This is a genomic window from Sorangium sp. So ce296, from assembly GCF_051529605.1.
Lineage (GTDB): Bacteria > Myxococcota_A > Polyangia > Polyangiales > Polyangiaceae > Sorangium > Sorangium cellulosum_D.
The window spans coordinates 14,496,120-14,519,349 of sequence record NZ_CP150325.1 but is presented as its reverse complement, the minus strand read 5'-3'; the positions used below and the strand labels follow the sequence as shown (position 1 = coordinate 14,519,349).

Genomic DNA, 23,230 nt, shown 5'->3' with positions numbered 1-23,230 from the left:
CGTGTAGGATCTCGCCTCGATGGATGTGCCCTTCGAGCGCGTCTTGCTGCCTCCGGCGCGGCTGCGACCTTATGTGTCGAGCATCGTGGTGGCGGCTCGGCCGGGCGACACCTCGCTGTGGGCGCGCCTTCCGGACACGGGTGCGTCGCTCGTCTTCTGCAGACCGTCCGCCGGTGCGAGCGAGCTGATGGCCGTCGGTCCGAGCACCCGGGCCACGTACAAGGCAGGCTCGTCGAAGCCGCTGTTCGTGCGCGTGGGGCTCCGTGCGGGCTGCGCTCGCCCGCTCCTGGGCGCCGCGCTCCACGAGCTCGCCGACCGCGCCGTCGCCCTGGAGGACCTGTGGGGCGCGCGCGGCGCGCGAGCTCGCGGCGCGCTGGCCGCGGCGGAAGGCGACATCGACCGGGTGCTCCGCGCGCTCGAAGAGCTCGTCCTCGAGGGCGCGCGCGGCGAGCGCGCCGTGGACGACGCCTCGCGCGTGAGGCTCCTGGACCGCGCCACCCGGCTGCTCGATGGCGGGGCGGACCTCCCGCCCGAGCGGGTGCACGCGCTGGCGCGAGGGCTCGGGCTGAGCGAGCGACAGCTGCGGAGGATCTTCCAGGACGAGATCGGCGTCTCTCCCAAGCGCTATGCCCGCATCGCGCGCCTCCGGCGCGTGCTTTCGAGGATCGGCACCTCGAGCTGGGCGCAGCTCGCCGTCGAGCTGGGCTTCTCCGACCAGCCGCATCTGAATGCCGAGTTCCGCGAGCTGCTCGGGGTGACGCCGCGGGGCTTCGTGGAGCGCCGTTTCCCTCGGGCGGGGCAGTGCGGATCCATCGCTTTGCCCGCGGGCCGTGCGGGCGAGCACCCGCTGCCGTAGCGCCGGGATTGCCCCGTTCACTCGGGACCACGAGCGCGATCTTCCCGGTGCCCGTCCCTGCAGGCATTGGCGTCATGGCGGCTCCTTTGCCCGGTGCAGTTTCCGTTCAGAGCGATAAAGCGCCGTGACAATCGACGGACGTCCGGGGACTCCCCGCGTGCGCGTCCTGAACCAGCACGTGTTCACCGCGCGGCGGACGAACCGAGCCCGCCGCCGTCGTCACCGCGAGCGTCGAACGAGGCGAGCGAGGCGAGCGAGACGAGCGAAACGAAGAACACGCTCACCCACAAAAAAGATCTGGACAATCGAAGTGAGCATTTACTAATTTGAAAAATGGTCCTGTGCGCATTCAGCATCAAATCGGGACCAACCTCGCTGTACTCGATCCTGTTCTGGTGAGCTCCGAGCGACGCAGGGCGCTGCCGCACGGAGCGTTTGGTGCCGAGTGCGCCGAGATCATCCTCGGGCGCAGCGCTCCCTTTTGTGGAGCGTGAAGGCCTGGGGCGAGGTGCCCAAAAACGTCACCGCGTGGCCGCGAATCGTGCGAACCGTCAGCAACGCGATGTTCTTTTTGGGGGTTGTTCCTCGCAAATATCTGGACAGTTCGACGATCTTATTGCTAACTTGAACACTGGACCTGTGCGCATCCGCTCTCCGATTTCGCGCTGACGCCTCGCGCGCCTGATCTGATCCTTATCAGCCCGCGGGGCGCGGTCTGACCGGAGCCCACGAAACCGACTTTCGCCTGACCCGTGTGTCATGGCGCATGCGGCTCGGATGACGCTCCATCGTGGTTCGATCCTCGCAAGGACCTCCAAGGAGCTACCCATGAAGCAGATATCCATCGCGTCCTCCGCAGCGCTCGCCACGCTGCTCATCACCGCCTCGAGCCTCGCCACCACCGCCGCGCCGACGCCCACGTGCACCGTGATCCAGCGGGGCGCCCTGGGAGACATCTACAACGCCGAGATCTGGAGCCTCGCCCCGAGCTATCACGTCCCGACCCCGTTCGAGGTGAACACGGGGTACTCCAGCACCGTCGGCGAGAAACGAGCCCTGTTCGGCTTCGAGCTCGGCGCCATCCCCGCGAGCTCGCTCGTCACGTCGGCCAAGTTCTACGTCCTGACCTACAGCAGCACGGCCCAGACCGTCCGCGCTCACCGGGTGCTCGCCCCCTGGAGCGAGGCGGACGTCACCTGGAACAACCTCGGCGGCATCGATCCGACGTTCTTCACGTCGTTCGAGTCCGGCGGCTCGGCGTGGCGCGAGCTCGAACTCACGGAGCTCGTCCAGGAGTGGGTGAGCGGCGTCTCGCCCAACCACGGGATCCTCCTCGAGGAGGACGAGAACGGCAAGACCTCGTACCGGGGCAGCGCGCACACGGACCCGTCCCAGCGCCCATTCCTCGAGATCTGCTACACGACGCCGAAGGGATCCATCGGCGATAAGGTGTGGTTCGACGCGAACGCCGACGGCCTCGAGGACGCCTCCGAGCTCGGCATCTCCGGCGTCGTCGTCGACCTCTTCGCCGACGCGGGCTGCGACGGATCCGCCGACGGCGCCGCCCTCCAGACGACCGCGACCGACGCGGCGGGCGCCTACCGCTTCGGCGAGCTCGACGCAGGCTGTTATGTCGTCAGCGTCGACGACGCGACGCTCCCGCTCGGGCACCAGCTGACCACCGACGACGAGCCGCTCGCCGTGTCGCTCGGCGCGGGCGAGAACGTGTCCGACGCCGACTTCGGCTACGTGACGTACTCATCGATCGGCGACACGGTCTGGCTCGACAGCGACGCCGACGGGCTCTACGAGCCGGAGACGGGCGAGCTCGGCGTCAACGGCGTCCGCGTCGAGCTGTTTCAGGGCGACCAGCTGATCGACTTCACCATCACCGGCGACAGCCCCTACACCGGCCAGCCCGGTTTCTACCTCTTCGACACGCTCTCGGCGGGCACCTACTCGGTGGTCGTCACCGCCGACAACTTCATGACGAGCGGCCCGCTCGCCGGGCAGGAGCCGACGGTCGACCCGGACGGCGGGCTCGACAACGTGGGCACGGTCTCGCTCGGCTGGGCGCAGGACCTGCTCGACGCGGACTTCGGCTACCAGCTCTCCTGCGGCAACGGCGTCTGCGGCGGCGACGAGAGCTGCTCCACCTGCGCTGTCGACTGCGGCGTCTGCCCGCCCACCTGCGGCAACGGCGCCTGCGAGGCCGGCGAGGACTGCGGCAGCTGCAGCGCCGACTGCGACGTCTGCCCGCCCACCTGCGGCGACGGCACCTGCGACGCCAGCGAGACCTGTAGCAGCTGCAGCGCCGACTGCGGCGCCTGCCCGCCCGTCTGCGGCAACGGCACGTGCGAGGCCGGCGAGGACTGCGGCACCTGCTCGGACGACTGCGGCGCCTGCCCCGCGGTCTGCGGCAACAACGTCTGCGAGACCGGCGAGGACTGCGCGAACTGCGCCGGCGACTGCGGCGCTTGCCCCGCGGTCTGCGGCAACGACCGCTGCGAGGCGGGCGAGAACTGCCTCGAGTGCCCGAGCGACTGCGGCATCTGCCCGCCGGTGTGCGGCAGCGGCGTCTGCGAGTTCGGCGAGACCTGCTCGAGCTGCGCGGCCGACTGCGGGGCATGCGCGCCGGTCTGCGGCGATGGGGTCTGCAAGGCGGGCGTCGAGGACTGCTCGAGCTGCGCGGCCGACTGCGGGGCCTGCCAGTGCGCGTCGCCCGGCACCGGCACCCCCGGCTACTGGAAGAACCACCCGAACGCATGGAAGGTCTCGAAGCTGACCATCGGCGGCAAGACGTACACGAAGGCCCAGCTCCTCGACATCATCAGCCGCCCGACCAAGGGCGACGTCACGTACATCATCGCGAAGCACCTCATCGTCGCCAAGCTCAACGTCGGCATCGGCAATCAGTCGAGCTGCATCGAGCGCACCATCGCCGCGGCAGACGCCTGGCTCAAGAAGTACCGTCTCGGCAGCAACGTCAAGGACCGGGGCTGCAACTCGCCGTGGGAGAGCGGCGAGCCGCTCGCCGACAAGCTCGACGCGTACAACAACGGTCGCCTCTGCGCGCCCCACCGCGATGACGTCGATTGTGACGGCAACGGCCACGACCGCGACCACGACCACCACCACGGCCACGGCTGCCGCGGTCGGTAAGAGGCGCGACAGGCGAGCTGGCCTCGGGACGGGCGCGTCCCGCGCGCCGGGACATCGAGGCCACGCCGCCCTCGGCGCCCGGTGAGCCTCATTCTCCAGGGATCGCTCATCGGACGACGCCGAGCTGCCGCATCAGCCCGAGCTCGTCGGTGACGCGCCAGTGCTCGGCGATCTTCCCTCCCCGGAACAGCTCGATATTGATCTGTTCCACGCTCACACGGCGATGGGTCGCGGCGATCCCGAAGAGCGGTCCTTCATGGTCGCCCTCCATCCTGACGCGCACCGCCACGCGGTCGTCGCTCACGACGAGGTCCTCGATGGTGAAGTGGAGGTCCGGGAACGCGACACGAAACGCGGCCACGATGGGCTTGAGGCCACCGGGGCCCGGCGGCGGATTGGGCGCGCTCGGCGTGTGGTTGATGTAACCAGCGGCGAGCAGCTCATCGAGGACCTCGAGGCGACCCTGACTCCAGACCTCGTCGAAGTAGCGGCGCACGACCGTCTCTTGATGCGCCTCGTCAGGCGTAAGACCGCTTGATGACGGGCTGCGCGCCTTCATGGGCGCACAGCCGGCGACCCCCGTGAGGGCCAAGAACAGGAGCCGCCGCGAGAGCGCGGCTTGTTTCAGCGTCGATCGGGCCATGCCCGGCACTCTGGCCTTCGGCGGAACGCTCAACAAGCCTGTCGGCGCGAACGAATCGTTCGCGCTGGAGGACAATCGACGCGTGGTTCGCGCGTCTGAGCCGAGGGATTGACGACGGTCGACTCGCCGTGTCGGGCACCGAGCGACAGCGCGTGTCGGGTCTGGCGTGCTTCGGTGGCTCGCGGCGCATGGGATCGTGCCCATCGACCTGGCGGCAGGGGCGCCGGGTCGCCGTCGACGAGCGCTCGGGGGGCACGGCGGCGACGGCGTGGTCATCGCCGGCGGGGGGCGTGGCACCGCAGCGCCGACGCCAGGGGCGCCGCACCGCTCACGGGATGGGGCGCCGCTCGGAGGGCCGGGTGAGGGCAGGGGCGTCGGCCCAGCGGCGCCGCGGGCTCCCTGCCGCCGACCCCACCGCGGTCCTGCCGCCGGCCCCGCCGCGGCCTACCGCCCTCGCCGGGCGGACGCGTTCGAGGTCCGCTCTGCTCCGGCGCGCGCTATGGTGTCGGCTCCCGGCCGGGGCCGGGGGTTCCTCGCCGACCATGCCGCCGACCCGCCTGCTCCGCAGCACCGAGATCCCCCAGGCCGACAACCTCGCCAACGTGCGGCGCGTGCTCGAGGCGCTCGCAGGAGGGGCGACCGCGAAGGAAGCGATCGCGCAGCAGACGGGCATCTCCCTGCGCCACGTCGGCTATGCGCTCGCCGCCGCCCGCGTCCTCGGCTGGCTCGGCGACGACGACGCCTCGATCACGCCCGCTGGACGCGGGCTGCTCGCCGCCCCGCCGGGCACCGCCGACGAGCGGGCACTCCTGCGGCGCGCGATCTTCGCGTGCGACGTCGTGAAGGAGGTCGCGCCCGATCTCTTCGAGCCGGCGGCGCCCACCGCGGTCGCGCTGGCGCGGCGCCTGTACCGCTCCACCGCCGGCATCGCGAAGGAGACGGCGCGCCGGCGCGCGCAGACGCTGCTCGCGTGGCGGAGCCAGGTGCTCGAGCAGCAGCTTCCGCTCTTCCCCAAACGTCAGCGGAAGCGCCGCGCCGCCGCCCCGGCGGATGCTTCCGCGGAGGCGGCGCCCGGCGCCGGCGACGCGGCAGCGCCTGCCGCCGTCGCGGACGCGGCGCCTTTCGCTGGCGACGAGGGAGCTCCTGCCCCCGGCGAGGCGACCTCGTCGCCCATCGCGCCCGGGGAGAGCGACGCGCCCGCCGCAGACCGCCCCGCGCAAGCGAGGCGGGCGCCGCGGCGCTCTCGGCGATGAGCGGCGAGGTCCGGGGGCGGGGATCCCGGGGAAGCGCTACCGCGCCGCCGGCTGCTTGCGCGCGAGGCGCGCCGCGCGCAGCTCGTCGGCGGTCAGCCTGTTGTCGCGGTTCGCGTCCGCCGCCTTCACCCGCTCCCAGCGCTTGTCGCCCACCTCGTCCCTGGTGAGGAAGCCGTCGCCGTTCTTGTCGCTCCGGGCGAAGCGCGCCTGCTGCTTCGCCGCGCGCGCCTTCTTGTGCTGCTCGGCGTGCGCCTTGAGCTCCTCGGCGGAGAGCGTCCCGTCCTTGTTCGTGTCCGCCTTGCCCAGCCGCTTCTGCGCCTTCTCCGGGAGCTCGGCGACGGTCAGCTTGCCGTCGCCATTCTTGTCCAGGCGCTTGATGAGCTGGGCCGGATCCTTCGGGCGGTGCTCGCGCCGGGCGTCCTTGTCCTGCCGCGGCGCCTGCGTCGCCGCCGCGCCGCTCGCCGCGTACGCCGCTCCGCCGCCGGCGAGCACGGCCGTCGCGAGGAAGCTGCCGAGGACGAAGCGATGGATCGCGCTGCGGGCCGTGTTCGAGAGCTTGGAGAGGGTCATGGTGGTCGTGCTCCTTGGTGCAAGGGCCAGCCTGTTCTTGCCGGCTTCTGCTCCTGGGACGCTGCCCGGCCGACCCTCCCTACGCGCGCTCCGAATTTTTTTTGGCTACCCCATCGCCGGTTTCGAGCCCATCATGCTCCGGAGCCGCGCGACGTCGCGCGACGGCGGCGCGCCGAACAGCCGGCTGTACTCGCGGCTGAACTGCGACGGGCTCTCGTAGCCGACGCGGTAGCCGGCGGTCGCCGCGTCCACGACCTCGCCGAGCATCAGGCGGCGCGCCTCCTGGAGCCGGAGCTGCTTCTGGTACTGGAGCGGGCTCATGGCCGTGACGGCCTTGAACTGATGGTGCAGCGCCGAGGGGCTCATGTGCACCTCGCGCGCGATGGCCTCGATGCGCAGCGGCCGGGTGTAGTTGCTCTTCACGATGCTGATCGCCTTGGCGATCCGCTGCGCCTGGCTGCCGGCCAGGGCGATCCGCTGGACCCGCGCTCCCTGCTCGCCCTTCAGCAGGCGATAGTGGATCTCGCGCACGGCGAGCGGCGCGAGGATGGGAATGTCCTGAGGCGTCTCGAGCAGGCGGATGAGCCGCAGCGCCGCGTCGATCAACGGGAGGTCCGTCCGGCTGACGAACAGGCCGCGCTCCTCGCGCTCGCCGCCGGACACCGCGCTCGGCCTGGGGAGACCGGGCTCGGTGAGGAGCGCGCCGACGTCGCTGGGCTCCAGGTCGAGGGCGAGGCACAGGTAGGGGCGCTCCCGCGACGCCACGAGCACCTGGCCGACGAGCGGCAGGTCGACCGTGACGACCAGGTAGCGCGCGGGGTCGTAGACGACCACCTCGTCCGCGAGCATCACCTGCTTGCGGCCCTGGGCGATGAGGCACACCATCGGCTTGTAGACGGTGTGCAGCGGCTCGGAGGGGCGCGAGGCGCGGATCAGGCTCATGCCCTTCACGGCCGTCGCGCGCATGCCGTCCTCGGCGGTGAACCGCTCGATCAGGGCTGCCAGCTCCGCGAGCCGCCGCTCGATCTCGCGATCCAGCTCCTCTGCCGCCGGGGCGCCTGCCTGCATGGGCCCAGGCTACCTCATCGAGCCGGCTCCGCCCAACCGGCGGGCCCGCGAGGGCGCTCCGGCCTCGGCTGACTGCCCTGCCGCGCGCGGGGGGCCGCCGGTCGCGCTGGATGCACGCCGTGCAGGATCGGGCAAGACCCGTCCAGGAACCGACTACCGCGCCCTCGCGGTCGAGGCCTAGGTTCTCCCCGTGACCGGCGCAATCCCGCGCTGGAGAGCGAGCGAATCAAGGAGTCTCTCATGCCTGGTATCGAGGGTAAGGTCGTTGTGATCACCGGCGCGAGCAGCGGTATCGGCGAGGCCGCCGCGCGCCTCCTGGCCCGGCGCGGCGCCCGGGTCGTGGTGGGCGCCCGGCGCACGGACCGGCTGGAGAAGCTCGCGTCCGCCATCCGCGCGGAGGGCGGCACCGTGGAGCATCGAGCCGTGGACGTCACCAAGCGGCAGGACGTGGCCGATCTCGTCGACTTCGCGCGGGCGACGTTCGGCCGCGTCGACGTGATCGTCAACAACGCCGGCGTCATGCCGCTCTCGCCCCTGTCATCGCTGAAGATCGAGGAGTGGGATCGCATGATCGACGTGAACATCCGCGGTGTCCTGCACGGGATCGCCGCCGGGCTGCCGATCATGAAGGCGCAGGGCCACGGGCACTTCGTCAACGTCTCGTCGATCGGCGGACACATGGTGGTCCCGACGGCCGCCGTGTACTGCGCGACGAAATTCGCGGTCTGGGCCATCTCCGACGGCCTCCGGCAGGAGTCCACCGACCTGCGGGTGACCGTGATCTCCCCCGGCGTCACCGAGTCCGAGCTGGCCGAGACCATCACGGACGACAGCGCGCGGCAGGCCATGAAAGAGTTCCGGAAGACCGCGATCTCCGCGGACGCCGTGGCCCGCGCGATCGCGTTCGCGATCGAGCAGCCGGACGACGTCGACGTGAGCGAGATCGTCGTCCGTCCGACGGCGAGCCCGCACTGATAGGAAGAGATCACCCACCCGGGCAGGGCGCGCCCGCGCGGGCCCACGTCTCCCACGCGGCCACGAACTCGGCATAAGGCGTCGGGATGGGCGTGCGGCCAGCGCCCGGGTTCCAGCCCCAGGTCACGAGCGGATCCTCGAGGTGGACGCGCAGCGCCGCCATGTCCTTGCCGCCGTTGCGCGCCGGATCCTTGATCTGCGCGCACAGCGCCCCCGGGGCGACGCCGACGAACACCATCGGCATGTCGGGCGGCGGCATGTGCCAGCCTTTCGCCACGCCGGGCGGCACGTGCGCGCCGTAGCTGCTCGGCGGGTTCGCCGGCCCGTGACACGTCGTGCACTCGGCCCCGGCCATGCCGTGGCCCGTGGGACCGCGGAGCACGAACTGGTTGTGAAGGCGGCCCTCGTCGCCCTGCAGCGGCACGTCGCCCGCGGGGTGACAGTTCTGGCAACGAGGATGCTGGAGCACGCTGCGCACGGTCTCGAACGCGGCGAGGCCGGCCGCGCGGTCGACCGGCGCCGGCGACGGGGCCTGCGAGGCCCCGGACGTCTGCCCCCCGCACCCGGCGAGGAGAAAGGCGAGAACAAGAGAGGAACGGATCATCATTGGCACCTAGGCGAGGCGGAACGGGAGGGAGCGCAGCCGCTGCTTCGTCAACGCGAACACCGCGTTCGCCACGGCAGGCGCGATCGGCGCGGTCGCCGGCTCCCCGATGCCGCCCATCGTGGCCTTGCTCGGGATGATGTGGACGGCGATGCGCGGCATATCGGCCATCCGGAGCATGGGATAGTCGTGGAAGTTGCTCTCCTGGACCTGCCCCTCGACGATGTTGAGCTTGCCAAAGAGCGCCGCCGTGAGGCCGAACGCGACGCTGCCCTGGACCTGTGCCTCGATGCCGAGCGGGTTCACCGCGGTGCCGCAATCCACGCTGCAGGTGACCGAGTGAACGCGGATGCGCCCCTTCTCGATCGAGACCTCGGCGACCTCGGCGACGATGGAGCCGAACGACTCGTGCATCGCCAGCCCGCGCGCCCGCCCCGGCGGCAGCGCCGTGCCCCAGCCGGCCTTCTCGGCGGCGACCTTCAGCGCGTTGGCGTGCCGCGGCTTGTCCTTCAGCAGATCGAGGCGGTACGCGAGCGGATCCTGCCCGGCGGCGTGCGCCAGCTCGTCGACCATGCTCTCCATCGCGAAGGCGGTATGCGTGTTGCCGACCGAGCGCCACCACAGCACGGTCACCGGCGTCCTCGGCGAGTGCAGCGACACGCGGAGCGCGGGCATCCCTGCGAGGTACGGCGAGTCGCCGACCCCCTCCACCGAGGTGTGGTCGATGCCGTTCTTGACGACGAGCGACTCGAGCGGCGTACCGGCGACGATGGACTGGCCCACGATCATGTGATCCCACGCCGTCGGCATGCCCCGGCCGTCGACGCCGACCTGCACCCGATGGACGTACGCGGGGCGGTAATAGCCGCCGCGCATGTCGTCCTCGCGCGTCCACACGACCTTGACCGGCACGCCGGCGGCCTTCGCGACCATCACGGCCTCCCCTACGAAATCCGCCACGGGGCTGGCGCGCCGGCCGAAGCCGCCGCCGAGGAACGTCGTGTGGATCTGGACCTTCTCGGGAGTCGTCCCGAGGATCTTCGCCGCGGCCATCTGGTCGCCGGTCTGGAACTGCGTGCCGGTCCAGATCTCGCAGCGATCGCCCTCGATCTTGACCGTGCAGTTGAGCGGCTCCATCGGCGCGTGCGCGAGGTAGGGCACGTCGTACTCCGCCTCGATCCGCGACTTGGCCGCGGCCAGGGCGTCCTCGACCTTGCCGACCTGGTGGGCGACCGGGCCCGGCTTGCGCGCCTGCGCGCGGAACTCGTCGATCAGCCTGGCGCTGTCGGCGCCGCCCCCCTCGGGCTTCGTCCACTCGGCGCGGAGCGCGTCGCGCCCGAGCTTGGCCGCCCAGAAATGTGCGGCGACGACGGCGACGCCGTTCGCGGTGGGGACGACCTTCTCGACGCCGGGCACCTTGAGGGCGTCGGCCGCGTCGTACTTCGCGAGCTTCGCGCCGAACGCCGGCGGGCGGAGCACCACGGCGGTCCGCAGCCCGGGGAACTGCACGTCGATCCCGAACTGCGCCTTGCCCGTGATCTTCTCCGGCGTATCGATGCGGCGCACCAGGGTGCCGATCAGCTTCCAGTCCTTGGGATCCTTCAGCTTCACCTTCGCCGGCGGGGTCAGCTTCATCGCCTCCTCGGCGAGCTGGCCGTAGGTCAGCTGATCCTTGCCGTGGGTGACGACCCCCTTCGCGACGACGCACGCCGCGGGCGCGACCTTCCAGCGGGCGGCCGCCGCGCGCACCAGCATGTCCTTCGCCATCGCGCCGACGGTGCGATACCGATCGAACTCGCCGTTCGTGCTCGTCGACCCGCCGGTCATCTGGAAGTGCATCACCGGGTGGCCGTACACCGGCGCGGCCGGCGCGTGCTCCGACCGCACCTTCGACCAGTCGCACTCGAGCTCCTCGGCGATCAGCATCGCGAGCCCGGTCCAGATGCCCTGGCCCATCTCGGAGTGCGCGAGCACCACGGTCACGGACTCATCCGTTCCGATGCGCACGAACGCGTTGGGCGACAGGGGCTGCGGCTGCGCCGCCTTCGGCGCGGCGCGGACCCCCTGCGGCACGTAGAAGCTGAGCAGGAGCCCCGCCGCAGAGCCCGCGGCCACCTGCAAGAAGTCGCGCCGGGAGACGCTCACTTACCACCTCGCTTGAGGCGCGACGCGAGGATCACCGCCTCGCGCACGCGCACATAGGTCCCGCACCGACACACGTTTCCGGACAGCGCCGCATCGATATCGGCGTCGGTCGGTTCTGGTTTCTGCTCGAGCAACGCGGCCGCGGTCATGATTTGCCCGGACTGACAGTACCCGCACTGGACGACATCGGCCTGCGCCCACGCCTGTTGCACGACGTGCGACCCGTCGGCCGACAGGCCCTCGATCGTCGTCACCTTGCGCGCTCCGACGCTCGACACCGGCAGGACGCAGGAGCGCGCGGGCTTGCCGTCGACGTGGACCGTGCACGCGCCGCACTGGGCCATGCCACAGCCATACTTGGTGCCGGTCAATCCCAGCAGATCCCGGAGCACCCAGAGCAGAGGCATCTCCGGAGCGGCCTCGACCTCGCGAACAACGCCGTTGATATGGAGTTTCATGGCCGCTTTCGCCTTACTTTTGCGTTCGTGCGGCGTCAAGCGAGCGACCTTGGTTTTATCAGTTCTTCACCGTGGCCGGCGGCGCGCCGTCGCCCCGCGGCGCCCCAGGGGGCGGCGGTCGCGCGCGAAGTTGCGTACGGCGTTGCGTCCGGCGGCGAGGAACGCCCTGGCGGGAGCATCGCGAAAGGATGATGATGCCAGGCGCATGAACGAGCTTGAGCGGATCGTGCGGGAAGCGACGAAGTTGGTGGCGGACCGGTCCCCGTTTCTGCTCGCGACCGTCGTGCGGGTGTCGGGGTCGTCGTACCGGCGCCCCGGCGCGCGGATGCTGGTCGCCGGCGATCGCTGGCTGTCGGGGTGCGTGAGCGGCGGTTGCCTGGAGGGCGACGTCATGCTCCGCGGAGAGCACCGGTGCCGCGATGGAGCCGTGGTGGTCACGTACGACTCGACCACCGAAGACGGAGAGCCGTGGGGCGTCGGGCTCGGCTGCAACGGCGTCGTCGACGTGCTGCTCGAGCGCGTCGAGGCCGGGGCGACCCACGACGCGCTCGCCTTCGCCGGCGCGTGCTTCGCCGAGGAGACCACCGGCACGCTGGTCACGGTGATCCGCTCGACGGCCTCCACGGTCCGGGTCGGCGCGCGCCTCGCCTTCGGCCCGCCGTGCGCGCTCGCGCACCCGGTGACCGATCCCGCCGCGCGCGCCGCGATCGAGCGCGCCGCGCGGGGGCCGGCCGGCGTCGTCGAGCTGGACGGGCTGGGGATCACCGCGCTCGTCGAGAAGATCGCGCCGTCGCCGCAGCTCTTCGTGCTCGGGGGCGGCCACGACGCGGCGCCCATCGTCTCGCTCGCGACGTCGGTCGGGTTCCGGGTCACGGTCGCGGTGCCCGTCCTTCGCCAGGGCTCCCGGTTCGCCGCGGCGGACCGCGTCATCGCCACCGGCGGCGCGATGGATCGCCTGCGCGCGCTCATCGACGCGGCCGCCGAGGCGTATGTCGTCATCATGCACCACCAGCGCACGCCGGATCGCGACGCGCTCACGGCCGCCCTCGCGTCGCGCGCCCGCTACATCGGCGTGCTCGGGCCCGCGCGCCGCACGCGCGAGCTCCTCGCGGAGATCGGCCAGGGCCCCGGCGACGATCCGCGGATCCACGCGCCCATCGGGCTCGATCTCGGCGCCGAGACGCCCGAGCAGATCGCGCTCTCGGTCGTGGGCGAGCTCCAGGCCGTCGCGCGGAGGGCGCAGGGGGGGAAGCTCCGCGACCGCGTCCGCCCGCTGCACGCCGGCCTGGCGCTGGCCGTGCTCGCCGCGGGCGGCTCACGTCGCCTCGGGCGCCCCAAGCAGCTCGTCGAGCTCGACGGGGCGCCGCTCGTCCGGCGCGTGGCGGCGGCGTGCGTCGAGGCGCGATCCGGGCCGGTCGGCGTCGTGCTCGGCGCCCACGCCGGCGCGGTGGCGCGCGCGCTCGGCGACCTCGACGTCGCGCGCATCGCGAACGACGGCTGGGAAGAGGGCATCGCCTCCTCGATCCGCGCCGCGGTCCGGTGGGCGGAGGCCTCGAAGGCCGACGCGCTCCTGATCGCGCTCGCGGATCAGCCGCTGATCACGGTCGAGCACCTCACCGCCCTGCGGAACGCGTGGCTGGCGGGCGCTCCGGTCGCCGCGTCGCGCTTCAGCGGCGTCGTGGGCGCGCCGGCGGTGTTCGACCGATCTCGCTGGGACGCCCTCGCGCGCCTCGAGGGCGACCAGGGCGCCGGCCGGCTGTTGCGCGCCGAGGGCATCGTCGCGATCGACTGGGCGGGCGGGGCGATCGACGTCGACACGGCCGACGACGTGCGCGCGCTCGGCGGCCACGCGCCGGCGAACCCGCCGGGCTGCTGATCGCCGGGGAGGTCGCTCCGGCCGCCCTTGACTTCGAGCGCACTCTAACTCTTACGGTGGCCTGCGTCGAAGCGCCGCGGCCCACCCCCGCGGCCTACAAGGAGCCCAACCATGCACACACGCAAGCTCGGTCCTCTCAAGGTCTCCGCCCTCGGTCTCGGCTGCATGGGCATGAGCGATTTCTACAGCAACCGCGACGACGCCGAGTCGATCGCCACGATCCATCGCGCCGTCGAGCTCGGCGTCACGCTGCTCGACACCGCGGACATGTACGGGCCGTTCACGAACGAGGAGCTCGTCGGCCGGGCGATCGAGGGCCGGCGCGATCGGATCGTCCTCGCGACCAAGTGCGGCATCGTCCGCGATCCCAACGATGCCACGGTCCGGGGCGTCAACGGCGCGCCGGAGTACATCCGGGCGGCCTGCGACGCGAGCCTGCGGCGCCTCCGCGTCGACGTCATCGATCTCTACCAGCTGCACCGCGTCGATCCGAAGACGCCCATCGAGGACAGCGTGGGCGCGATGGCGGACCTCGTGAAGGCCGGCAAGGTGCGCGCGATCGGCCTCTCGGAGGCGGGCTCGGCGACGCTCCGGCGCGCCCACGCGGTGCACCCGCTCGCGTCGGTGCAGAGCGAGTACTCGCTCTGGACGCGGGATCCCGAGGACGACGTGCTCGCCACGTGCCGCGAGCTCGGCATCGGCTTCCTCGCGTACAGCCCCCTCGGCCGCGGCTTCCTCACGGGGCAGATCAAGCGCTTCGAGGACCTCGCGTCGGACGACTACCGCCGCATGGCGCCGCGCTTCCAGGGGGAGAACTTCCAGAGGAACCTCGATCTCGTCGCGAAGGTCGAGGACATCGCGCGGGAGAAGGGCGTGAAGGCGTCGCAGCTCGCGCTCGCATGGGTCCTCGCGCAGGGGGATTTCATCGTCCCGATCCCCGGCACGAAGCGCCGCAGCTACCTCGAGGAGAACGTCGCCGCGGAGGGGATCAAGCTCACCGAGGGCGATCTGCGCCGCCTCGACGCCGTGGCGCCGAAGGGCGCGGCGGCCGGTCCGCGCTATCCGGAGGTCGGCATGAGGCTCGTGAACCAGTGAGCGGCGCGGCCGGCAGACCGCGCCTCGGCGCGGCGCGCTCCGGGAAGGCTGGCGCGCCGCGCTCCGGCGCGGACGGCGCGGCGCGCTTCGGGAAGGCCGGCGCGCCGCGCTCCGGCGCGGACGGCGCGCTCACGATCGCCGAGGTCGCCGCGGCGACCGGGACGAGCGCGCACACGCTCCGCTATTACGAGCGGATCGGGCTCATCCGGCCCGTGGCGCGGGCGCGGAGCGGCCACCGCCGCTACGGCCCGGACGACGTGCGGTGGGTCGAGTTCCTCCGCAAGCTGCACGCGACCGGCATGCCGATCCGCCGCATGCTCGCCTACGCGGCGCTCGTGCGTCGCGGCGAGGACACGATCTCCGAGCGGCGCGCGCTGCTCGAGGCGCACCGCGACGACGTGGCCGCGAAGCTCGCCGAGCAGCAGGCGCACCTCGCGATCATCGAGAAGAAGGTGCTCCTGTACCTGGATCTCGAGAAGCAGAGCGCGCGCCGCCGCGCGTCGTGACCAGCGCCGCGGCGCCCGCGTCGAGCGGGCGTCCCGCGGCGCGCGGCGATCACGCCCCCTCCGGCACCCCGGGCTGCCGGAGCACGCGCAAGGGGCCCTCGGACGACACGAGGCCGGCGAGCGCCGGGTCGGTCATCACCTCGAGGAGATCGCGCTCCGCGCCGTCGACCGTGCACCGCCGCCGCACGAGCCGGACGACCTGCGAGTAGTCCACGTGATCCAGGTCGTGCGCGAGCCCGAGCGGCTGCCACAGGGTGTGCCGGCCGTGCCGGTGGGCGGCGCCGGGGTCGTACCAGCCGTAGTTGGCGGCGCGATCGCGGCTCCCGGCGAGGCGGTTGGTGAGCACCCAGTGCTTGCCGACGTTCTCGATGAGCCCGGTCCGCCCCGCGACCCGCTCCTCGACGCGGCGGTGGTGCTCCAGCATGCGCGAGGTGTTCGCCATCGTGGGATCCGGCGCGCCGATGCACGGCTTTATCCGCACGGTGGCCTGCTCCCAGACGAGGTCGCAGAGGCGGGTCGTCAGCATCGCGCACTCGAGCAGGTCCGCGATGCGCTGCGTCGTCCTGGCGGACGCGTTGATCCGCACGGAGTCCTGCGCGTCGCCGACGCGGAGCGCGTCGGCGCTCACGAGGAAGGTCGCGCGGTGCTCGCCGTGCTCGCTGTGCACCGGGACCCAGTCGATGGGCGCCAGGTGGCCGGCGTGCACGGCCTCCAGGAGGGCGTCCTCGCGCGCGGCGCAGGCGCGCTCGGGCAGGCGTGCGACGAAATCGGTGCCTCGCAGGACGTCGGTCATGGCTCCCCCGGAGCGAGCGCGGGCCCCACCCCGGCCGCGGCGCCGCCCGGCCGGGCCGTCGGGCGCTGGCCGGCTCGCTCGCTTGATTGTGCGGAGCGCGCGAGATCCGCGCAAGCGCGCGCGGGTCCTGCGCTTTGCGCTGCTCGCCCGCTCGCCCTAAGCTCCGCCCCATGTCGCCCCCGGTGAGCCGTCCCTCCGGAGCGTTCCGCGCTTCCCGCCTCCTCCTCCTCGCCTGCGCCGCCGTGCTCGCCGCGCAGTCCGCCGGCTGCGGCTCCAGCGCGTCCCAGGGCCCCGACGCGGCCGCCGCCATCGCGTCGATCGACGCGCGCCTGCGGGGCAGCTTCCGGCTCGTCCGGTTCGAGCCCGAGGTCCCGCTCGAGCCGATGCTCGCGTCGATGCTCGAGTTCCAGTACGCGCACTTGATCGTCCGCTTCGACGGGAAGCGCATCCTCGCGGATTCGCCGGGTCTCCACGTCGACCGCGCTTACGAGATCCGCGATCCCGCGTGGGATCGGTTCAAGCTGATCTCCTACGACGAGGCGGGGATCGGCTACGAGGCGCTGTGCGAGTTCTCGGAGCAGGGAGAGCTCATCGTGTACGCCCAGACGCCGCCCTGGAAGGGCGTGGCCACGCTCCGCCGCGCGCAGTAGCGAGCAGGAGCGGCGCGACGTGGACGCGCCGGGAGCGCGGCGGCGCGCCGCGCCTCAGGCCGGCGCCATGGGGAGCTGATCCAGGAGGCGCGCGAGCTGCTCGCAGAGCCGCTCCCTGCTGAACTGCGCGATCTCGACGGCGTTGACGTTCGGGAGCGCGCGCCGCCCGCCCTGCACGCGCTCGCGCAGCCAGCCCGCGATCCCGAGCACGTCGCTCGGATGGATGTGGCTCCCCGCGTGGTGCGCTTTGATGATGTCGGCCGCCTCGCCGTCGGGGGCGATCGCGAGGATCTCCTTTCCGATCGAGAGATACTCGAACATCTTCGCGGGCACGACGCGGCATGCGCTCTCGACGTCGCTCAGGAGCACGCAGAGCGCGTCGGCGGACTTCATCCAGGCGATCGAGCGCGAGTGGTCGCAGTACGGATCGAGGCGCAGGCGACATCGCGTCTTCTTGATGCGGTCGAGCAGCCTCTCCTGCTGCTCGGTCCTCCGGCCCACGACGACGAGCTCGAGCTGCGCGAGCCTTTCCGGCGCGGATGCGTCCAGCACCTCAATCGCCGCGACCAGCGGCTCGACGTTGGTCAGGTTCCAGAGCGTGCCCGTATAGACGAGCCGGAAGACGTCGCGATCTGGCCTGGCGATATCGGTCGCGGCCGGCCCGGGGGCGATGTCGTCCTCGTCGAAGCCGTTGTAGATGCAGGTGGACGCGGCGTGGCTGCCTGCCTCGCGCGCGCGGTCCTGAAGCCGCTGGGCGCTCGACTTCGTCGTGCAGACGATGGCGTCGGCCTGCCGCAGGATGTAACGCTGCATCCGCTGCTGGACGGCACAGGAGAAAGCGTCCTGGCGCGCGTTCTCCAGGAAACGCTGGCTGATGTCCCATTCATCTCGGAAATCGAGGACGAGCGGCAGCCCGAAGCGCCTCTTCAACAGGGCTCCGAGGAGGAGGTTCGAGTACGACGGGGCGGTCGCGAGGATGGCGTCGTGATGGATCGTGCGCAGGAGGTGGCTGCCGGCGCGCAGCGCCGAGGGGAGCCAGAGCACCTGCGGATCGGGCTGCAGCGCGAGCGTGGTCGCTCCGCGCAGCGCCCCGACGAGGCGCCGGCGCGGCCCTGGCGCGGTCGCCTTGCTGCCCGCGTCGCGCGCGAGCTTGGCTTTCATGCTGTAGCTCGGCTCCCACGTCCTCGCGCGCGCGATGTGCGTCTCCGCCGGGATGTCGCGCAGCAGGCTCTCGTCCGAGAGCGGCGCGGATGGGTTGGCCGCGACGAGCACGCTGGCCTCCCAGCCGAAGCGACGCAGGTACTTCACGAACTTGACGGGGCGCTGCACCCCAGCCCCGCCGACAGGCGGGAAGTGATAGCTGATGAGCAACAGCCGCCGGGTCCTGGCTGCTCGATGGACAGCGGGCTCGTCCTTGGCATCCGCGCCGCTCGCCGCCCTGTGCTGTCCTATGGCACGAAAATGAACGCTATCGTCGAAGAGCATGAATCCCCCCCACACTCACACAAGTCGTTTACGCCATGTACTGGGATATTCGTGAGAAACGAACGGCTTGCCGGCTCGTGCGCTCCACGAGCTCGCGAACGAGCGCGCTCGCGACCGTCGACGTGTCGTGAAGGAGGATGATGTCCCCGCTCCGAGGTCTGTATCGTGCACACCACGCGACCGCTGCCTCGGACGACCTCATCGCGTAATCGCGCGGATCGGCGTTCCAGAGGACCACGGTGTGCTCATCGCTCCAGAGCTGAAGGAGCGCGCGGGCCGAGACCTTCCCCCAAGGCGGACGGAACAGCGGACATGGGTTCCCCGTGAGATCTTCGAGGAGCGCGCGCGTCGTCCCCACCTCCGCGCGCAGCAGCTGAGGAGACGCATGCTCCAGCGAGACATGCGTGTAGGTGTGGTTGCCTATTTCATGTCCGTCCGCGACGATGCGGCGCACGAGATCGGGGTGGCTCCGGGCCATTGTGCCGAGGACGAAGAATGTCGCGAGCACTTTGTGCTCGGCGAGCCAGTCGAGGAGTCGAGGCGTGTGCTCGGGGTGGGGGCCATCATCGAACGTCAGCGCTATCTCGGCGACGCTCCGGCCGGAATGACCGGCGATGAGCGCGCGCGTCCTGGACGACGGTCCGCGATCCATGAGCATGCGACGGGAAACCGCCATCGTCGCGACCTGCTTGGCTGCCTGCCGTAAAAAGCTCATGCGTCCCCCCTCTTCGCGCCGCGAGCGAGCTTCGGTCCGCCGGCTCCGCATCTCGGGCGCGGAGCGCGTCGGCGTTACCGCGATTGTCGACTTTGCATATTTAGCAAGATGAGGTGTCTTCGCAACGTCACGGTTGTTGCGGCGCGCTTGCGTCTACGTGCGTCGCGGACGTTGACGCTGGCCAGACGTGGTGTACAAGCGACGGCGTCCCATGGTCGAGGCGAGCGCGCAGCAGAGCAACGATCCGCACGGGTGGCGAAAGGAGGCGCGGGATCTGTCAGCGGCGGTCGCCGGCGGAGCGATCGTGGGGATGCCCCTTCTGTACACGATGGAGATGTGGTTCCGCGGGACCATGCTCTCGGCGTGGCACCTCGGGGCGATCCTGGCGCTGACGCTGATCGTGAGCTTCCTGTCCTCGCTGGAGTCCGGGTTCCGGAGCGACGACACCCTCGTGGGCACCGCCATGGAAGCGGTGACGTCGGTCGGGATCGGGATCGTCCTCTCGGCGGCCATCCTGGCGCTGGTCGGCGAGATCTCCCTCGACAGCGCGCCCAGCGAGGTCGTCGGCGAGATCCTCCTCCAGGCGGCCGCCGTGAGCATCGGGGCGGCGTTCGCGAACGCGCAGGTCCGGGGCAAATCGCGCACGGGGGATGAGCCGCAGGACGGCGAGAAGGCGCCGGAGGGAGAGCCGGAGGCGCTGCAGCTCAGGGCGGACCTGCGGGACTTCTCCGCCGCGATGGCCGGCTCGCTGCTCTTCACGATGAACATCGCCTCGACGGAGGAGATCGTGATGATCGCGTCGCGGCTCTCGCCGTGGCGGCAGCTCGCGATGGTCGGGGTGAGCGTCGCGCTGTGCTACGTCATCCTGTTCGCGTCCGGGTTCGAGCGGCACGACGTGTACGTCAAGAGCTTGTTCCAGAGCCGGGCCTTCGAGACCTTGATGACGTGCGCCGTGTCGCTCCTGATGGCGCTGGTGCTGCTTTGCCTGATCGGAGAGCGCGAGGCGACGAGCGATCCGTCGACGCTGGTGGCCAGCGTGGTAACCCTCGGCCTGCCGGCGATCGTCGGCGGCGCGGCGGGGAGGTTGGTGGTGTGAGCGACGACGGGCGGGAGCGAGAGGAGCGCCCTGGCGGGCGCGGGAAGGGCAGGCGGGTACGCCGTCAGCTGGCCGAGTGGGTCTCGCTCGGGGTCAGCACGGCGTTGATCCTCGCCCTGATCGTGTTCCTGGTGCACTCGGGCTTGACGAGCGCCCGCGGCTCGGTCGTGCCGGAGGTGAAGGCGCTGCCCGATCGGGCCGAGCAGCACGGCGGCGCTTGGCTCTTGCCGGTCCGGGTGAAGAACGGAGGCAGGCAGATGCTCGGCGATCTCGGGGTCGAGCTCCGGTACACGCCGCCGGGAGCGCCGGGGCCGGAGCGGGTCGAGGCGACGATCGACTACCTCGGCAAGCACTCCGAGCAAGAGCTGTACTTCTATGTGCCGAGCGACCCGAGGGGCATGGCGATCGAGGCGAGGCCGCTGCATTACCAGGTGAAGTGAAGGCGCGCGCCGCCCAGGCGTCGAGCCGCGGACACCGCACCTTGCCCGCCGCCGTCACCCCCGCCGCGGCTTCCGATCCAGCCACGCCCGCTGCCCCCACGGGCACGCGAACTCGAGCGGCTTCGTCAGGATCCACAGCACCGGCAGCGGCGGCGGCGCCGGCGGCGTGGGGCCGGCGCCGTCCGTGAAGTAAATGACGCCGGAGACCCGCCGGGCCGCCAGGAACTCCGGCGCGAACACCGGCCGCAGATCGGTCCCGCCGCGGCCGCCCACGTCGCCGAGCCGCCCGTCGAAGGCGTACACGCGCCCGATCTCCGTGTCGCACTCGGCCACGGTGATGCGCGCGACCTCGCTCATCGCCTGCAGCTGCCGCGCGATCTCCTCGAGCTCGTCGCGCCGCATGCTCATCGACGTGTCGATCGCCACGAGCACCGACGGCTTCGCGATGGCCCGGGGCGCGTACGTCCTGCCGGGCACCTCGCCGACGCGGCCCGGGAAGCGCCGGTTCGGCCGCGCGTACGTGTGCACCGGGGCGCGCTCCCGCGCCACGAACATCCGCAGCGCGGTCTTCCAGTCGAGCGGGGTCGCGCGCGGCCCGAGCACGTCGGTGAGCTCCTCGATGAGCCGGCCGGGCGTCTTGCCCGCGAGCGTCAGCCCGGGCAGGTCCGCCGGGTCGCCGTCGCCCGCGAGCGCGCCCGCCTCCTCGGCGGCGCGCAGCAGGAGCTGCCGGGTTTGCTCCACCGCGCCCGGCTCCCGCGAGGGGCGGCGCAGCACGCGGTGATCGTCGACGGCCTCGCCGCCCCGCTGCGGGAGCTTGCCCTCGCGCGCCGCGCGCACGAGCAGCTCGTAGCGCTCGAGCGTGCTCTGGCCGCCGCGCAGCCCGAGCGGGGCGTAGGGCTGCCAGCGGATCGGGTCGGGCAGCGGCTCCTCGATGTACTCGTTGGCCGACATCTCCAGGGCGAGATCCATGAGCTCGGGCTCGTCCGCGCCCGCGAACTTGGGGTGGCAGAGGTGCCCGAGCGCCACGTGGTGCACCTCGTGCAGGAGCACGCCGCGCAGGAACAGGGGCTCGTTCATGAACGACTCCACGTTGACGTGGAGGAAGAAGCGGCCCTCGAACATCGAGACCGCCATGCGCCTGACCGAGGGGTCCGCGACCGGCGCGAGCCGCCCGAGGATCGCGGCGTAGCAGGGGTATCGCTCCAGGAACCCCGGATCGCGCACGAAGGCGTCGAGCCACGCCGCGAGCTCGTCCTCGGGCACCTCGCGGCGCTCCGTGCCCTCGGGCGCCGGCTTGGCGGCCTCGGGCGCCGGCTCGGCCGCCGCGAGCGCCGGCTTGGCCGCCTCGTTGCCCCGCCTCATTGCGGCCGGATGGGCGTGACGCCGTGCTTCTTCAGCGCCCCCGCCAGCCGGAGGGCCCAGCGCTCCGGCAGCTGCGCGAGCAGCTGGCCCAGGCACGCCCGCGCGACGTTGCTCCGCCGCACCTCCACGAGCTTCGCCTGCTGCGCCAGGTGCGCCGACAGCGCGGTCACGACGAGCCCCACCCGGTGCTGCCGCAGCGCATCGGCGCGCCACGCCAGCACCTTCTGCTCGGCGGCGCTGCCCGCGTAGTTCTGGAGCAGCTCCTCGGGGCGGACGTCGATGAGCTGCGTCGCGGTCGCGTTGCCGCCGAGCGCGTCCTGGAGGCGCTCGCGGTGGTCGCCGGGCAGGTCGGCGAGCAGCGCCTCGAACGCCGCGAGCGACAGCTTCCGCTGCGCCGCGAGCACGCCGACCTCCGGCCCCTCGAGCAGCGGCGCGAGCCGCGTCGTCACCTCGTCGAAGCGGTCGGTCTCCCCGCGCTCGCGCGCGGCGCGCAGCGCCTTGCCCGCGGGCGAGGTCGGCCCGTAGTCGGCGAGCAGCGCGCGCAGGTCGAACGGCAGCCGCGTCGACCAGGTGTCCTTCGACGCGAGCAGGAGCTCCACCCAGCTCGGCGGCAGGTACCCGCCGAGCGCGTCGCGCAGCAGCACGCCGTCCGCGAGCTCCTCGGGGCGGAGCGCGCTCAGCACCTGCGACGCGTACGTCCAGGTGCGCGGCGGGACGTCGTCCAGGATGCGCTCGTGCGTCTGCGCCAGCGCGATCACGCCCGGGTGGATCCCGTTCACCTGCGCCCAGGCGAGCCAGGACGCCCGGTCCGCGCGGACGTTGAGGTTGAGGAACCGCGCCCGGAGCGCGCGATCGAGCGGGGTCACCTGGTAGTCGGCCGACTCGGGGTTCACGGCGGCGAAGCACACCCAGCCCGCGGGCAGCTCGTACTCGTGCAGCCGCCGGGCGCTGAGCAGCTGGAGCGCCGGCTGCTGGATGTACCGCTCCGCCCGGTTGAGCTCCTCGAGCATCAGGATGCCGGCGCCGTCCTGGGGCAGCACCGACGGCGCCGCGTAGGCGGTCCGGTTGTCCCGGATGACCGGCAGGCCCACGAGGTCGGGCGGCTCGAGGAGGCTCAGGTCGAGCACGACGGTGGCGATGCCGAGCCGCTCGGCGAGCTGCCGGACGAGCTCGCTCTTTCCGATCCCCGTCGGGCCCTCGAGCAGCACCGCGCGCCGCGCGCGGTACGCGAGCTCGAGCACGGCCTCGAGCCGCGGTCCGATCGGGATGGGCGCGGAGCGCCCCTCGAGGAGGGTGGGTGGCGTCGCCGCGGCCGGCCTGCCCGGCGCGTTTCCATCGGTTCTGGGCTTCGTCACGGAGATAAAGGAGGGTGCGGCGCGCGCGGAGCGAAGAAAGAACCTCCGAGGCCTGGGGCCCAGGATGCTCGGCCTTTCCGTGCCCGGCGGGCGCTCGGCTCTCGTCCTGCCAGGTGGACCCGA

The 23,230-nt window shown here is 71.9% G+C and carries 21 protein-coding genes; 10 read left to right on the top strand and 11 right to left on the bottom strand.

The window, feature by feature from the left end:
* Positions 1-19 precede the first annotated feature (19 nt).
* Both WME98_RS53610 and WME98_RS53605 read left to right on the top strand, forming a co-directional pair.
* Positions 20-856: a helix-turn-helix domain-containing protein gene (locus WME98_RS53610; protein ID WP_437949260.1), complete on the top strand. Its 837-nt coding sequence runs from the start codon at positions 20-22 to the stop codon at positions 854-856.
* Positions 857-1,684: 828 nt separating this feature from the next.
* Complete coding sequence (locus WME98_RS53605) at positions 1,685-4,018, top strand: SdrD B-like domain-containing protein (RefSeq protein ID WP_437949259.1); 2,334 nt, start codon at positions 1,685-1,687, stop codon at positions 4,016-4,018.
* A 106-nt stretch (positions 4,019-4,124) separates the two neighbouring features.
* Here the strand turns inward: WME98_RS53605 and WME98_RS53600 are convergent, their stop codons facing one another.
* Complete coding sequence (locus WME98_RS53600) at positions 4,125-4,661, bottom strand: ester cyclase (RefSeq protein ID WP_437949258.1); 537 nt, start codon at positions 4,659-4,661, stop codon at positions 4,125-4,127.
* Positions 4,662-5,203: 542 nt separating this feature from the next.
* Here WME98_RS53600 and WME98_RS53595 point away from each other — a divergent pair.
* On the top strand, positions 5,204-5,914 hold the full coding sequence (locus WME98_RS53595) for a hypothetical protein (protein ID WP_437949257.1): 711 nt from the start codon (positions 5,204-5,206) through the stop codon (positions 5,912-5,914).
* 36 nt (positions 5,915-5,950) lie between these two features.
* On the opposite strand, the gene WME98_RS53590 is transcribed toward WME98_RS53595, so the two are convergent.
* Both WME98_RS53590 and WME98_RS53585 read right to left on the bottom strand, forming a co-directional pair.
* On the bottom strand, positions 5,951-6,484 hold the full coding sequence (locus WME98_RS53590; RefSeq protein ID WP_437949256.1) for an EF-hand domain-containing protein: 534 nt from the start codon (positions 6,482-6,484) through the stop codon (positions 5,951-5,953).
* 105 nt (positions 6,485-6,589) lie between these two features.
* The gene (locus WME98_RS53585; RefSeq protein WP_437949255.1) at positions 6,590-7,552 is read right to left on the bottom strand and encodes an AraC family transcriptional regulator; all 963 of its coding nucleotides are present in this window, start codon (positions 7,550-7,552) and stop codon (positions 6,590-6,592) included.
* Between the two features lie 240 nt (positions 7,553-7,792).
* Between WME98_RS53585 and WME98_RS53580 the strand changes: the two genes are divergently transcribed.
* Positions 7,793-8,527 carry an SDR family oxidoreductase gene (locus tag WME98_RS53580; RefSeq protein ID WP_437949254.1) on the top strand — a complete coding sequence of 245 codons (735 nt, stop codon included), beginning with the start codon at positions 7,793-7,795 and terminating at the stop codon, positions 8,525-8,527.
* Positions 8,528-8,537: 10 nt separating this feature from the next.
* On the opposite strand, the gene WME98_RS53575 is transcribed toward WME98_RS53580, so the two are convergent.
* From WME98_RS53575 to WME98_RS53565, 3 genes are read right to left on the bottom strand one after another with little or no spacing between them, the layout of a single operon-like run.
* Positions 8,538-9,131 (bottom strand): hypothetical protein, encoded by a 594-nt coding sequence (locus WME98_RS53575; RefSeq protein ID WP_437949253.1) that lies wholly within the window; start codon positions 9,129-9,131, stop codon positions 8,538-8,540.
* Between the two features lie 9 nt (positions 9,132-9,140).
* Complete coding sequence (locus WME98_RS53570; protein WP_437949252.1) at positions 9,141-11,276, bottom strand: molybdopterin cofactor-binding domain-containing protein; 2,136 nt, start codon at positions 11,274-11,276, stop codon at positions 9,141-9,143.
* Complete coding sequence (locus WME98_RS53565) at positions 11,273-11,734, bottom strand: (2Fe-2S)-binding protein (protein ID WP_437954143.1); 462 nt, start codon at positions 11,732-11,734, stop codon at positions 11,273-11,275. The genes WME98_RS53570 and WME98_RS53565 overlap by 4 nt, the downstream gene beginning before the upstream one ends.
* A gap of 205 nt (positions 11,735-11,939) precedes the next feature.
* Here WME98_RS53565 and WME98_RS53560 point away from each other — a divergent pair, with 205 nt between their 5' ends.
* From WME98_RS53560 to WME98_RS53550, 3 genes are all read left to right on the top strand, one after another.
* Positions 11,940-13,610: an NTP transferase domain-containing protein gene (locus WME98_RS53560; RefSeq protein ID WP_437949251.1), complete on the top strand. Its 1,671-nt coding sequence runs from the start codon at positions 11,940-11,942 to the stop codon at positions 13,608-13,610.
* Between the two features lie 111 nt (positions 13,611-13,721).
* Positions 13,722-14,705: an aldo/keto reductase gene (locus WME98_RS53555; RefSeq protein WP_437949250.1), complete on the top strand. Its 984-nt coding sequence runs from the start codon at positions 13,722-13,724 to the stop codon at positions 14,703-14,705.
* The gene (locus WME98_RS53550) at positions 14,702-15,211 is read left to right on the top strand and encodes a MerR family transcriptional regulator (protein ID WP_437331513.1); all 510 of its coding nucleotides are present in this window, start codon (positions 14,702-14,704) and stop codon (positions 15,209-15,211) included. Before WME98_RS53555 ends, WME98_RS53550 begins: the two co-directional genes overlap by 4 nt.
* Before the next feature lie 49 nt (positions 15,212-15,260).
* Here WME98_RS53550 and WME98_RS53545 read toward each other — a convergent pair whose 3' ends face one another.
* Complete coding sequence (locus WME98_RS53545; RefSeq protein ID WP_437949249.1) at positions 15,261-16,004, bottom strand: hypothetical protein; 744 nt, start codon at positions 16,002-16,004, stop codon at positions 15,261-15,263.
* A 170-nt stretch (positions 16,005-16,174) separates the two neighbouring features.
* On the opposite strand from WME98_RS53545, the gene WME98_RS53540 reads away from it, so the two are divergent.
* Positions 16,175-16,654 (top strand): hypothetical protein, encoded by a 480-nt coding sequence (locus WME98_RS53540; protein WP_061628431.1) that lies wholly within the window; start codon positions 16,175-16,177, stop codon positions 16,652-16,654.
* Positions 16,655-16,708: 54 nt separating this feature from the next.
* On the opposite strand, the gene WME98_RS53535 is transcribed toward WME98_RS53540, so the two are convergent.
* Both WME98_RS53535 and WME98_RS53530 read right to left on the bottom strand, forming a co-directional pair.
* Positions 16,709-18,025, bottom strand: a complete 1,317-nt coding sequence (locus WME98_RS53535; protein ID WP_437949248.1) for a glycosyltransferase — start codon at positions 18,023-18,025, stop codon at positions 16,709-16,711.
* Between the two features lie 142 nt (positions 18,026-18,167).
* Positions 18,168-18,854, bottom strand: coding sequence for a polysaccharide deacetylase family protein (locus WME98_RS53530; RefSeq protein ID WP_437331510.1), 687 nt, complete (start codon positions 18,852-18,854; stop codon positions 18,168-18,170).
* 211 nt (positions 18,855-19,065) lie between these two features.
* On the opposite strand from WME98_RS53530, the gene WME98_RS53525 reads away from it, so the two are divergent.
* Together WME98_RS53525 and WME98_RS53520 are read left to right on the top strand one after the other, a co-directional pair.
* On the top strand, positions 19,066-19,950 hold the full coding sequence (locus tag WME98_RS53525) for a DUF2391 family protein (RefSeq protein ID WP_061628428.1): 885 nt from the start codon (positions 19,066-19,068) through the stop codon (positions 19,948-19,950).
* Positions 19,947-20,390: a hypothetical protein gene (locus WME98_RS53520; RefSeq protein WP_437949247.1), complete on the top strand. Its 444-nt coding sequence runs from the start codon at positions 19,947-19,949 to the stop codon at positions 20,388-20,390. The genes WME98_RS53525 and WME98_RS53520 overlap by 4 nt, the downstream gene beginning before the upstream one ends.
* Positions 20,391-20,444: 54 nt before the next feature.
* Here WME98_RS53520 and WME98_RS53515 read toward each other — a convergent pair whose 3' ends face one another.
* Both WME98_RS53515 and WME98_RS53510 read right to left on the bottom strand, forming a co-directional pair.
* Positions 20,445-21,752, bottom strand: a complete 1,308-nt coding sequence (locus WME98_RS53515) for a vWA domain-containing protein (protein WP_437949246.1) — start codon at positions 21,750-21,752, stop codon at positions 20,445-20,447.
* The gene (locus WME98_RS53510) at positions 21,749-23,107 is read right to left on the bottom strand and encodes an AAA family ATPase (protein WP_437949245.1); all 1,359 of its coding nucleotides are present in this window, start codon (positions 23,105-23,107) and stop codon (positions 21,749-21,751) included. The genes WME98_RS53515 and WME98_RS53510 overlap by 4 nt, the downstream gene beginning before the upstream one ends.
* Positions 23,108-23,230: the final 123 nt, after the last annotated feature.